The following is a 12,447-nucleotide window of genomic DNA, read 5'->3' as shown; positions in this document are numbered from 1 at the left end:
CGCTGGTCTCAGCGGCATTTTTTATGTCATGAGAAATGTTAAGGCAAACTCTACCTGTTCTACTCGCTGTGCAAGACTTCCCTCTATCAGTAAATGAGGAATTTCACGCTCTTCAAGTTCCGCCAACACGCGCTCATGAATTGCCTGTCGCACTGCAGGTGACTCTCTTTGCAGGCCATCTGCAACCCAAGGCAGATCAGGTGCCGTCACCACGGTGAAGTCATAATGATGCTGATCTGCCAACGCCATCAGCTCATCACCAGCTGAAGAAAAATAATAGTCGCTATAAATTGCAGTCATCAATGGTGTGGTATCGCAAAATAACCATTCATTCGCCTTCGGCGCCATTGCATCCTCACGCTCTAGCTGCGTGCGTGCAATCATCACTTGCTCACTTTCACGCGGAACGCGCTGTTGCATTTCGACAAATTCACGCAAATACTCGGGTACCCATAAAGTCTGATAGCGCTGAGCAAGCGCCTCTGCAAGCACAGACTTACCAGATGATTCCGCACCTAAAATAGCGATACGCTGAACATTCGATTTTACTGCTGACATGTTTTACTCCAGGCGCGTAGCCCTATGATCGCCATGATGACAAACACCGCATACAAGGCCGCGGTCAGCATCAGGTTTTTATAAATATACAAACCGACATACAGGACATCAACGACAATCCAGATAAGCCAGTTTTCAATTTTTTTTCTGGACAACAAAACCTGCCCGAGCAAGCTGCCAGCGGTCAGAAAGCCATCCGCCAGAGGAACATCGGTATCGGTATAACTCTTTAAAAACCATGCCAACGCCGCAAATCCCAGACCCCATGCGATGACGGCAAGCCCCCTCTCGCGAAAGCCGAGTGCAGATACCGGCAATTGGCTACTTCCATCAATACCTCGCCACCACAGAAACCAGCCCCACAGAGAAACAATAATAAAGACCCATTGCAGTCCCATATCACCATATAACCGCGCCTCAAAAAATACGCTGGCATACAGACCGGAAGACAATATCGAGAATAACCAGGCCCAATGTATCTGGCGAATGTTCAGCGCAACGGTTACCACCGACAAAATAAACGACAGTAATTCGAGCAAGGTCGTCGTAAAACCGAAAAATTGAACGGTATCATTCATAAGCAGGCACAAAAATCAGCGCAATTAAAGAGTGCACGCATTATCAACGATAGAAAAAATTGTGTCATGCAGATCAGTTGAAAACAGGAAAAAACCGATGCCGCACATGAATTCGTTACGCGAGTCTGCGTTTTTCCTTTATATTGCTGAAAATTCCCCGTCGTCTTCGTGCAATATGAAAAAACAATCTGGCTTCACTCTATTAGAAATTCTGGCAGTAATTGCGATCATCGGCATACTTGCTGCGATGGCTGCCCCATCGTATTTATACAAAGTCATCCGCGAACAAATCGAAGCGGCGATGCCGTTGGCTGATGTGGCGAAGAAGCCGGTAGAAATGGCCTGGCTCGCAGGGCAGAAATTCCCGACTGACAATGCTGCTGCAGGATTACCCTCTTCCGACAAAATCGTCAATAATTTCGTCAGCGACGTCAGCGTGGAAGAAGGTGTCGTTCATATTACCTTCGGTAATCGCGCCAGTAATTCGATAAAAGGCAAAGTGCTTTCTTTACGTCCGGCCGTCGTTGAAGATGCGCATGTTGTCCCGGTAACCTGGGTCTGCGCTAATGCGCAGGCACCGGACAAAATGACAATCAAAGGCGCAGATAAAACAACGCTGCCTACCCAGTACCTGCCCTTCATTTGCCGCAGTAAAGCGAAATAAAAAACGCCGACTGATAACGTCGGCGTTTTTCTTCACAAAAGCAAATTCAGGTCTTTAGCGCCCTCAGAATTTATGTTCCAGCATCGCCCTGACAGCCACCGTGGTTGGAGTGTAACGAATTTGTTGAGATGTTCCATTCAACTGGTTAACCACGGTATTGGATGAGACATTATCCTGATGCAGCAAATTCGCCACTGAAATTCTTAAATTGGTCTTAGAATCAAATTTCCACAGTGCGTACAAATCCAACACCCGTTTCGGAACAGAATACGTGGTTTGTTCAGCAGATATCCGTACTAAACCGCCACTCTGATAACTGGCATTGCCACCGATGGTCAGGGGTACTTGCGATAATTTGTAATCCATCCCGATATTTGCACTGACTGGTGTTTGTGAATCCAGGCGATTATTCGGTCCCGGCACCGTTTTCAGATCAGACCAGTTCAACGAGAGATTGGCACGAAAATCGATCGCTGGCGCATCACTCATGATTGAACGCAACGGAAATTTCCCATCCAACTCTATCCCTTTTGTCGTTGCCTGACCATCATTGGCTGGAGTAGTAAACCAGATGCCGTTGATCTGATCCAGTTTAGTACGGATGATATCGTCAATTTTTCTGACGTAAACGCTGGCGCTCAGCGTTCCACCATCTGCAAGATAATGTTCAAATGCCGCGTCAATACCCCATGCCAGCTCAGGTTTCAGATTCGGGTTACCAATGCTGTCAGGACTCGTCTCGCTATTATTATTCGACTGGTAGCGACGAGGAATTAGCTGCCCGCTGCTTGGTGCCTTGTAAGTACGTGTCAGACCAAGACGTACCTGATCATTTTTACTACCGGGAATCTTCCAGAGCGTCTGTAATATCGGACTCAGCACACTCGATTTATTGGTAACTTCATCATAGCCCGTTCCCTGATTACGTGTTTCAATTGCCTCCCAGCGCAAACCGGCATAGACCGACCATTGCTTAGTCACATTCCATTCATCCTGCGCAAACAAAGCGACGCGTGTCACGTCTGCGTCATAAGTTTCATTGAGCGGCAAAGCAATCAGATTGCTGCCAGGAGCAACGATATCCGTCTGCAGGCGATGCTCATTACGCTTGCTGTACGCGCCATCCCAACCAAAAACAAAGGCATGGTCTTCTACGAACGGCGCTGAATACTTACCCGTCGAGGTAAAGCCTTTATCTGATGCGTCAGACGTGCTTTTCCTGTCCAATATCTGATTCTTTTCCTTACCGTACCCCAGCAAGCCAACATCTGAATTACGGCGATTAAAATTCAGGCCGAATTTGACTTCCAGTTTGGCACTGTCAGCCAGTTTATGTATCCAATTAAGATCGCTACGCACCATCGCAAAATCAGATTCTATGCGCTGCAAATCACTGAAATAGGTCGGTAATTTTTCGAGTAATGGCAGGCTTGTCTCGCTCGTATAGCCGGCAAAGCGATTGGCATTCACAAAGCTCTGGCTGGTCAACGTATCACCGTTCGCCAAAGAGATATTCACTCTCGGTGACAGGCCTATGCCGTTAAATGTCCCCCAGCCCAACTGATCGGTTCTGGTTTGCTTATTCGGCTTGCCGCTGACATCTGCCCCTGATTCAACGATCGTCGATGGCCGTTCATATTGACCATGATTGAAGTTACCGGAGACAGAATAAGAATAACGCCCTGCTTTATCTGAAATTTGCAGATTCACATTCTCGGAAAACTTACCGCCGTCTTCAGATGCGCCAACCTTGACCTCGCGCTGTGCAGTCTGCACTGCGCGCTTCAGCACAATGTTGATTGCCCCCGCAATCGCCTGAGTGCTTAGCTCTGCTGTTGCGGCACGGATAATCTCTATGCGTTCAATCAGATCCGGCGAGATAGAATCCAGAGAAAAGCCCGGCGGACTCGGCTCACCGTTTAGCATAATCTGCGTATAACCTGATCCCAGGCCACGCATGCGGATCTCGCCACCACGCCCCTGCACGCCGCCCATGGTAATACCCGGCAATCGCTTCAATACGTCACCGACCGTAGTATCGCCGTAACGAACGATGTCTTCCTGTGTCACGACGATCTTGGTTGCAGTGTCCTGACGACGTTCATCATAATTTTTGGCCCCCTGCACTTCCACCTTCTGCATCGGTGTTTCCAAAGCTTTTACTGGCGCTTTTTTGTGCAGCTTAGAAGAGTCAGACTCAGAAGACGCATTTTTACTCTCCTGAGCAATGGCGATAGTATTGAATCCAAGCAGAATAGAGACAGCAATAACACTTAATGGAAAGCCAGGTGTACGCATAGAAATAAGGGAATGAAAAGATGAAGCGATTAATAAAAATTGCCTCCCTCAGACCGATAGCAATAAATAAAGTTCACCAGAAAGAAAAATCCAGCCGTAACCTTGACCGGTGGACTGATAAGAATGGAAGACTGACTCTATTGGATTGCGATGACATCACTTTCAAGTGATTCAAGTGATATGTGAGGAGCGACCAGAGGCAACAATAAAGTAAAACTGGTACCGGCACCAGGTCTGCTTTGCAGACGAATTTCTCCCCCTAAGACATCCGTCACGAGATTATAGACAATGTGCATACCCAGACCTGATCCGCCTTGTCCGAGTCTGGTAGTAAAAAATGGATCAAAAACTCGCTTTTGATCCGCTTCGCTAATACCCACGCCGTTATCCGCAAAGACAATCTCAACCTGTTTTTCATTCAGCAAGCGACTATTCACCGACATTTCGCCATCATCTCTGCCGTCAAACGCGTGTATCAATGCATTTGTCACGAAATTAGTCAGAATCTGTCCTAAGGGCCCCGGGTAACTATCCATTTCGATTTTTTCAGCAAAATTCGTTTTTAAAATGTACGGTCCCTTTTTATACATAGGAGACAGCGTCGCAATGATCTCATTGAGTACCGTGGCAAGATCAAAAACCCTGCGCTGACTGCTGGATTGATCAACGGCAACCTGCTTGAAACTGGCGATCAGGTCGCGCGCAATACTTAAATTCCGCATCAATAATTCAGTTCCATGCGTCGCTACCTCAATGTACTGATTCAGTGCCGAGCGCTTCAATTGCCCATTACTCAGCGTCTGTGAAAACTCCATGGTCTGATCTTGCAAGGTACTGGCGACCGTCACACTATTCCCTAAGGGTGTATTCAGTTCATGCGCAATGCCTGCGACTAACGAGCCTAACGCCGCCATTTTTTCTGAGCGTATCAATTTTTCCTGCGCCCGACGCAATGACTCCACTACGGAAGCCAATTCCGCGTTCGCATCCTCCAGATTCTGAGTCCTCTGCCTGACGCGAATTTCTAACTCCGCTGACATCTCCCGAATTTCTTTTTCCACCTGATATTGCCGCGTCACATCCATTAAAGAAAAAATAAATACAGTCTTTGAATTCATATCCAGCAGGCGTGCAGACATGAGGCAAATGACATCAACGCCAACGCTGTTTCTCACCACAACTTCGATCTGATTTATCTCTTTATGATTCAACAAAGACCGGATAGCGGCATCAGGCTGCTCCGGAGTCACCCAGAAATCACACATCTGCACATCTGTGATGACGTGACGACGATCAAATTTAAACTGCGTCGACCATGCGTCATTGACTTCGATCATTTGATGCGAACTGACATCAATTAATCCCAAAGGCAGGGGCGACAACTGAAACAGCGTGGTATATTTTTTTTCATTTTCCCGCAACATTGTCTCAGCTATCTGGCGCGCATTTTCTGTCGCTATTTCCGTATCAATATTGCGTGAAGTCAGCATCAGATATTCACATCCGTTTAAGCTGAAACGCGTACCTGAAATACGGCACTGAAATATGCGCCCATCCTTGTGGCGAAATGCCGCTTGCACATTTCTCACTTCGGCCTCATGTGCAACACGTGAGACGAGTTCTCGTCTTTGTTCCGGATTGACCCATAAATTCAATTCAGTCGAGGTACGACCAATGGCCTCCTCACGTGAATACCCTGACATTGGCTCCCAATTACGATTAACATCGAGATATTGACCAGTATCGAGTCTGGTAATTGTTACGGTGTCGGGAACCAATTGAAATACCGTTTCAAACAGAGCGACACGATCCTCAGATCCGGCCACTTCTTTGAAACGGTTTTGTGTTTCAGGCTGCGAACCTGTGAGACCGCTGCTAGCTTGGTTTGATTGACGCAACATCAGCGCCATCGTCGAAAACGCTAATACGAGCTGAATGCAAAGCAATACATTCTCGACAACAAGCTGCTCTGCTGCCGGTCCGGAATAAAAAACAGAACCGAGCAACAACATTGCCTCTGCAAATAACAATCCAGACAGCAAATAGGCGATGTGCTTTCCCTGACCATACTCTTGCTCGAAGCGGAAGCGCATTGACAGTACCGTTAATGCTGACAGACACATTAGCAAAACAGGGAAAATCGTTTCTGACAGTGATACCAACAATGGCGATGCCTGATAGAAATGCGTGAAAAAAAGGCAGTAACTGGCAAAGAAAAATACAATCAGGAGCGGTTTCAGATCATTTTTTTTCTGCGTAAAAGTACGCAGGCCAAGATAAAAAAGAAATGAAAAACCGAATAGAAAAATTTTCTCAAGTACGATGGTGAGCACTGGCCAGACGCGAGAGAAACTCAGTGCCTGAGCACAAGCCAGACACAGATATGCTGCACACCAATGCGATAAGGGGTGTGGCAATTTAAAAGGTGGTTTCAGGAAAATCAGAGCCAGCGACGTCAACAAAAACAAAATGATTGACAAGCCATTGAAGGAGAACATGTTTGTCGGCAACATAAAATACTAAATATCCTCCGAAATCGTCACGCCCCTTTAATACAAATCAAGAAGGTGGATTTTTCGCTTCCCGATGACCGCAGCAGCGTGTCATGATTCCTGCATTCAATCAGTATTAAATCTGTTGAATACTAACATTTGCCAAACAACATCAGAAAAATAAATGACTTATTACAACAAGTTTCGGCTCAAATAACATCAGCCAATCAGAGTATTGATAAAGATTGGCACTTCACATAAGATAAGAACTGAAAACGAATATTTTCAAGCACCAGGGAGAGCACTGATGGAACAACAACACAGTCACATGCCCGGCTTGCGAAAAGAAAGCACCGATTACGGTATGGGCAACAGACAGACGAAAGATCGTCTCTCGCTATGCAATATTGATTTTTTTATTTCTTATTGCCGTCGAAAAAATGCCTCGTCGCCAGATGAGACGCAAGACGACATCATCGACTTTCTCGAAGAAGATGAACCGAATTTTTCTCTGGGAACTGCTGTTCATCCATGGAAAATCCTGATTACAGACGACGATAGTAACGTTCACGAAACAACCGTACTTGCGTTAAATGGTGTTCGTATTCATGGTCGTCCGCTGGAATTCCTGCATGCTTACTCTGCCAAAGAGGCAGAAGAACTGATTGTTCAGAATGACGACCTGTCTCTGATCTTACTCGATGTCGTCATGGAAACAGTGGATGCGGGACTGGAACTGGTCAAAGTTGTTCGTGGCAAATTAGGGAAAAATGACATCCGGATTATCTTACGCACTGGTCAACCGGGCTATGCGCCGGAAGAAAAAGTCAGCAGCCAGTTTGCAATAGATGGCTACACAACTAAATCACAATTAACCCGTTCGCTTCTGATTTCTGTGTTGAACGATACGCTGACGAATACGAAGGCGCTGTCGAAACAATTACCGAATTAAACATGCTCATAGTAAAAATACCGCTCTGCTGACGGTATTTTTTATGAACCGCCATTCAGCGAAATGATGTTAGTCTTCGCCATAGTGGCATTCACTGCATTATTTACGCAGCTAAAACAGATCGTCTCTCGGTAAATTGAGCGAAGCTCATCCGCCCGATATAATGGCCTTCCCGTTCAGAGGAATGCCATGAAATCAATTACCTGCCTACATCCCAAATACCTGATTCCCGTTGAACCCAAAGCGACTGTGTTGCTTGCCCATTCACTGGTAATGCAGAACGGAAAAATCATAGCCGTTCTCCCAGAATCAGATGTACGCCTGCGTTATCAGGACGCCACGCACATTGAATTGAAAGAGCATGCGCTGACCCCTGGCTTTATCAATCTCCATGCCCATTCTGCCATGAGCCTGTTGCGTGGTCTGGCAGATGATCTGGCTCTGATGGATTGGCTGAATCACCACATCTGGCCAGCAGAAAAGAAACATGTGTCAGATGAATTTGTACTTGATGGAACTCTGTATGCAATGGCTGAGATGATCCGTGGCGGAACAACCACAGTCAATGATATGTATTTTCATCATCAGGCGGTGGCGAAAGCGGGACTTCAAGCAGGAATGCGTACAATAGTCGGCTGCAGTATTCTGGAATTTCCGACCGGATTCGCACAAAATGCGAGCGAATATCTGGATAAGGCGATTGAAGCATCAACCGCATTTGCGAATCAGGAAGGTGTTGGATTCAGACTCGCGCCCCATGCGCCTTATACCGTTGCAGATGATACGTTCAGAAAAATTATTGAACTATCAGAAAAACATGGCATGGGAATTCACTGCCATATTCATGAAACCGCAGAGGAAGTGAGTGACAGCCTGAAACAACACGGCATAAGGCCGCTGCAACGTCTGCATCAACTAGGATTATTAAGCAATCGCCTGATCGCCGCGCATATGGTGCATGCTGACGATAACGACATTTCCCTGTTGTCCCGTACCGGTGTACACATTGCGCACAATCCAGCCAGCAATTTGAAGCTCGCTTCAGGCTTCGCCCGTATCCATGCAATGCAGGCGGCGGGCATCAATGTCGGTATAGGCACTGATGGTGCCGCAAGTAATAACAAACTCGACTTACTGGGTGATCTTCGTTTAGCAGCTTTGCTCGCAAAAGCGCAGTCAAATGACCCCACCGCGCTGGATGCGCACTCAGCATTAGAGATGGCAACGTTGTCAGGTGCCAGAGCGCTGGGGCTGGAAGATCAGATAGGTAGCCTGATTGCAGGAAAACAGGCCGATATTATTGCTATCGATCTTTCCGCCATTGAAACTCAACCTGTTTTCGATCCCGTATCTCAGATTATTTATGCAGCGGGCCGGGAACAAGTCAGTCATGTCTGGGTCAATGGGCAATGCTTAATGGAAAATCGCCGGTTAACAACTTTAGTTGAACCGAATTTGCTTGCAAAAGCAAAGTGGTGGCAGGCACGTATTGTCAATGATTGACCAGGTATCTGGTGCCAGTTGAAGCCTGCGTGTCGGTTTGCGATTGCGAAGGGCAAAGACCTGTACAAGCATCATGTTTGTCCGATTTTCAGGAAACAGACACCTGCATGTATTTGCGCAGAGATCGTTCCGACCATTTTTTACTCTCGTTCACAATGAAACGTTTACCATTTTATTTAACATTTTTATTCAGCAGCAGTATCTGCCTGGCAGCGGAAAATCTTAGTACGATTGCCGAACAGAGTAACTTTCAAAAGACCGGGCGTTACGATGAAGTCGAAACCCTCTGCCGTAATTTCCAGAAAAATTACCCTAAGCTAGTCCGTTGTCAGGAATTCGGACGAACACCAGAAGGCCGTCCGATGCTGGCGCTCATCACCACCAGGACAAATGCGTTCACCCCCTATCTTGCAAAAGAAAAGCATATTCCCGTTACCTTGATTCAGGGAGGAATTCACGCAGGCGAAATTGATGGAAAGGACGCTGGATTTCTTGCTTTAAGAGAGTTACTGGACAACACGGCAACAAACGACATTTTAGATAAACAGGTGTTTATTTTCATTCCTGTGTTCAACGTTGACGGACATGAAAGGTTTGGTCGCTGGAATCGACCAAACCAGCGCGGGCCTGAAGAAATGGGATGGCGTACCACGGCACAGAACTACAATCTGAATCGTGATTACGTCAAAGCAGATACCGTTGAAATGCAATCTATGCTGCGCCTGATCAATCACTGGGACCCTTTGGTTAACGTTGATCTGCATGTCACTGACGGGGCAAAATTTGAGCATGACATTTCCGTTCAGGTGGAACCGCTGCACGCCGGAGATGAAGGCTTAAAAGCAGCAGGCAAAAAATTGCAGGAAAATGTACTGGCCGATCTCAGCAAAACGGGCTCTTTGCCTCAACCGTTTTACATGTCGTTTGACAAGGAAGATGATCCAGCGTCTGGATTTGTTGACGGAGTACCCGCACCGCGCTTTTCACACGGCTATTTTCAATTAAGAAATCGCTTTGGCATACTGGTAGAAACCCATTCCTGGAGAAATTACGCGACCCGGGTCAGAATTACCAAAAATACGATCACCTCCATTCTGGAACAAGTTGCACGATACGGTAATGAATGGGAAAAAATCGCGTCGGAAGCAGATTTACGCTCAATAAAAATGGCAGGCAAACCTGTCCCTGTCACTTACAAGACGACGGATAAATCTCACCTGATTGATTTCCGGGGTTATGCATACACCAGAAAGCCATCAGAAATTTCCGGTGCATTAATGACGAGATACGACGAAAGCAAGCCACAAATATGGCAAGTCAAACTGCGCGATGAAATTATCCCTGATACCTACATCACGATGCCGCAAGCGGGATATATTGTTCCGGCATCCTACGCCAGAATCGTCATTCATAAATTAAGGACTCACGGAATACAATTTCAATCACTCGGCAACGCGCTTAACAACATCGCAGTAGAACGCTTCAACGCGACGAAAGCGATATTGTCACCACAGTCAACGGAAAGCCATCAAACACTGCAACTAAAAGGGGAATGGACTGACGATCAGGCGTCTTTTGGCAAAGGTTCTTTATTTATTCCCTCTGCTCAACCTAAAGCTGCGCTGGTCGCCGCGCTATTTGAGCCACAGGCACCGGATGCACTCGTCAGATGGGGTTTTTTCAATAATGCTTTCGAGAAAAAAGAATATATGGAAGCATACGTCGCGGAAGATGTTGCACGCGAACAATTGGCGGCTAACCCTGAACTCAAATCCATCTTTGAAAAAAAACTGAAAGACGATGCCGAGTTTGCTAAAAGCCCGCAGGCGCGTTTAGAGTTCTTTGCCCGTCGCCACTCATCCTGGGATCAGCAATATCAACAATACCCGATCTTCAGAACAAATATTTTTCCCAAATAAAATGAATGAGGAGCAAACCTCCTCATTCATTGAAGTAAATCAAATTAATGGAAAAATAAGTAAGCAACAAAAATCGCAGCAATAACACCGGCAAAATCAGCGATCAATCCCACTGAAATCGCATATCTGGTTTTACGGATACCGACAGAGCCAAAATACAGTGCGACGATATAAAAAGTGGTATCCGCCGATCCCTGAAAAATACAAGCTAGGCGCCCCACAAAAGAATCGACACCATAGGTTTTCATCGCATCCACCATCATCGCCCGTGAGCCGCTGCCGCTCAAAGGCTTCATTAATGCGGTGGGTAATGCTGAAGTGAAATCCGTATTGACTCCTATCTGTGTAAAAAACCAGTTAAAACCGGCGACAACAAATCCCAACACGCCAGAATTTCGCAACACACCGATCGCCACTAACATCCCGACCAGATAAGGGATAATCGTCAACGAGGTTTGCATCCCCCCTTTTGCGCCTTCGATAAATGCCTCATAGACATTCACCTTTTTACGCATGGCGCCAAGAATGAACGCAACAATAATCGAGAACAACAGCAAATTACTGCTGACCTTAGAGAAAATCTCAATTTCTGCGCGGCTCATGTGCTGACTAAGATACCAGACCATGCCAATAATAAAAGCACTGATGCCACCGAGCCAGGACATCACTACCCGGTTAAATAAATTAATTCGCTGACAAATAGCCACGGCGATCAGACCGACGACAGTTGCGACGTACGTCGCGATCAGACATGGAATAAAAATATCGGATGGGTCTTTCGCCCCAAGAACCGCGCGCTGCGCCATGATCGCCAGAGGAATCAGCGTCAGACCCGAGGTATGCAAAACCAAAAACATGATTTGCGCGTCACTTGCCTCGTCTTTTTTTGGATTGAGCGTTTGCAGACTTTCCATCGCTTTCAGACCAAACGGCGTCGCAGCATTATCGAGACCGAGCAAATTCGCCGAAAAATTCATCACCATATGCCCGTTCGCCGGATGACTCTGCGGAACGCCCGGAAAAATTCTGGCAAAAAAAGGCCCAATAATTTTCGCTAATAAATTGATGGCACCCGCTTTCTCACCAATATTCATGATCCCTAACCACAAGGTCATGACACCAGCCAAAGGCAAAGCAATTTCCATCACACCTATTTTCGCAGAGTCAAAAGTACCATCGATAATCCGTTTGAATACCTCAACATCGCCGAGAAAAATCCACTGCCCTAAAGCCGCGATAAAGCTGATAAGAAAAAAACCTATCCAAATATAATTAAGTGCCATAGCGCCAGAATATAAGATTGCAAGTGGAATCTTTTTAACATGAAAACAAAGTACCGCCGAATGATTTTTTCGGATTCAGGTATAAGTACGAGGTATAGCAGTAACAGTTTGTTGCAGTATTTTCCTGAGTATTTATTTTCTTTTGTCAGCGAGGGCGAGTCACAAGACGTTATCTGATCACCCCATTTCAGGAAAATGAC

General features: G+C 46.4%; 9 protein-coding genes. 4 read left to right on the top strand and 5 right to left on the bottom strand.

Going from position 1 to position 12,447, the window contains the following annotated elements; translation table 11 throughout:
- Nucleotides 1-21 precede the first annotated feature (21 nt).
- Together H8K29_RS13635 and pnuC are read right to left on the bottom strand one after the other, a co-directional pair.
- On the bottom strand, nt 22-558 hold the full coding sequence (locus tag H8K29_RS13635) for an AAA family ATPase (RefSeq protein WP_186898014.1): 537 nt from the start codon (nt 556-558) through the stop codon (nt 22-24).
- Nucleotides 546-1,136: a nicotinamide riboside transporter PnuC gene (gene pnuC, locus H8K29_RS13630; RefSeq protein WP_186898013.1), complete on the bottom strand. Its 591-nt coding sequence runs from the start codon at nt 1,134-1,136 to the stop codon at nt 546-548. Before pnuC ends, H8K29_RS13635 begins: the two co-directional genes overlap by 13 nt.
- 175 nt (nt 1,137-1,311) lie before the next feature.
- Between pnuC and H8K29_RS18025 the strand changes: the two genes are divergently transcribed.
- A complete protein-coding gene (locus tag H8K29_RS18025; protein ID WP_186885213.1) occupies nt 1,312-1,800 on the top strand; it encodes a pilin in 489 nt (162 codons plus the stop codon).
- A 63-nt stretch (nt 1,801-1,863) separates the two neighbouring features.
- Here the strand turns inward: H8K29_RS18025 and H8K29_RS13620 are convergent, their stop codons facing one another.
- Both H8K29_RS13620 and H8K29_RS13615 read right to left on the bottom strand, forming a co-directional pair.
- A complete protein-coding gene (locus H8K29_RS13620; protein ID WP_186898012.1) occupies nt 1,864-4,098 on the bottom strand; it encodes a TonB-dependent siderophore receptor in 2,235 nt (744 codons plus the stop codon).
- A 137-nt stretch (nt 4,099-4,235) separates the two neighbouring features.
- Nucleotides 4,236-6,611 (bottom strand): ATP-binding protein, encoded by a 2,376-nt coding sequence (locus tag H8K29_RS13615; RefSeq protein ID WP_186898011.1) that lies wholly within the window; start codon nt 6,609-6,611, stop codon nt 4,236-4,238.
- A 286-nt stretch (nt 6,612-6,897) separates the two neighbouring features.
- Here H8K29_RS13615 and H8K29_RS13610 point away from each other — a divergent pair, with 286 nt between their 5' ends.
- From H8K29_RS13610 to H8K29_RS13600, 3 genes are all read left to right on the top strand, one after another.
- A complete protein-coding gene (locus tag H8K29_RS13610; protein ID WP_186898010.1) occupies nt 6,898-7,542 on the top strand; it encodes a hypothetical protein in 645 nt (214 codons plus the stop codon).
- A gap of 189 nt (nt 7,543-7,731) precedes the next feature.
- Complete coding sequence (locus tag H8K29_RS13605; RefSeq protein ID WP_186898009.1) at nt 7,732-9,045, top strand: TRZ/ATZ family hydrolase; 1,314 nt, start codon at nt 7,732-7,734, stop codon at nt 9,043-9,045.
- Nucleotides 9,046-9,200: 155 nt separating this feature from the next.
- Nucleotides 9,201-10,964, top strand: coding sequence for a M14 family metallopeptidase (locus H8K29_RS13600; RefSeq protein WP_186898008.1), 1,764 nt, complete (start codon nt 9,201-9,203; stop codon nt 10,962-10,964).
- 44 nt (nt 10,965-11,008) lie between these two features.
- On the opposite strand, the gene H8K29_RS13595 is transcribed toward H8K29_RS13600, so the two are convergent.
- Complete coding sequence (locus H8K29_RS13595) at nt 11,009-12,247, bottom strand: nucleoside recognition domain-containing protein (protein ID WP_186898007.1); 1,239 nt, start codon at nt 12,245-12,247, stop codon at nt 11,009-11,011.
- Nucleotides 12,248-12,447: the final 200 nt, after the last annotated feature.

Origin of the sequence: Undibacterium sp. CY21W (assembly GCF_014284265.1) — a bacterium.
In the GTDB taxonomy this organism is placed as follows: Bacteria; Pseudomonadota; Gammaproteobacteria; order Burkholderiales; family Burkholderiaceae_D; genus Undibacterium; species Undibacterium aquatile.
This window is presented reverse-complemented; position numbering and strand designations above follow the sequence as displayed.

Excerpts from the sequence above, each read along its gene's own strand:
- H8K29_RS18025 (WP_186885213.1), top strand. The coding sequence starts at position 1,312 with ATGAAAAAACAATCTGGCTTCACTCTATTAGAAATTCTGGCAGTAATT.
- H8K29_RS13615 (WP_186898011.1), bottom strand. The coding sequence starts at position 6,611 with ATGTTGCCGACAAACATGTTCTCCTTCAATGGCTTGTCAATCATTTTG.
- H8K29_RS13595 (WP_186898007.1), bottom strand. The coding sequence starts at position 12,247 with ATGGCACTTAATTATATTTGGATAGGTTTTTTTCTTATCAGCTTTATC.
- H8K29_RS13635 (WP_186898014.1), bottom strand. The coding sequence starts at position 558 with ATGTCAGCAGTAAAATCGAATGTTCAGCGTATCGCTATTTTAGGTGCG.
- H8K29_RS13605 (WP_186898009.1), top strand. The coding sequence starts at position 7,732 with ATGAAATCAATTACCTGCCTACATCCCAAATACCTGATTCCCGTTGAA.
- H8K29_RS13620 (WP_186898012.1), bottom strand. The coding sequence starts at position 4,098 with ATGCGTACACCTGGCTTTCCATTAAGTGTTATTGCTGTCTCTATTCTG.
- H8K29_RS13600 (WP_186898008.1), top strand. The coding sequence starts at position 9,201 with ATGAAACGTTTACCATTTTATTTAACATTTTTATTCAGCAGCAGTATC.
- pnuC (WP_186898013.1), bottom strand. The coding sequence starts at position 1,136 with ATGAATGATACCGTTCAATTTTTCGGTTTTACGACGACCTTGCTCGAA.
- H8K29_RS13610 (WP_186898010.1), top strand. The coding sequence starts at position 6,898 with ATGGAACAACAACACAGTCACATGCCCGGCTTGCGAAAAGAAAGCACC.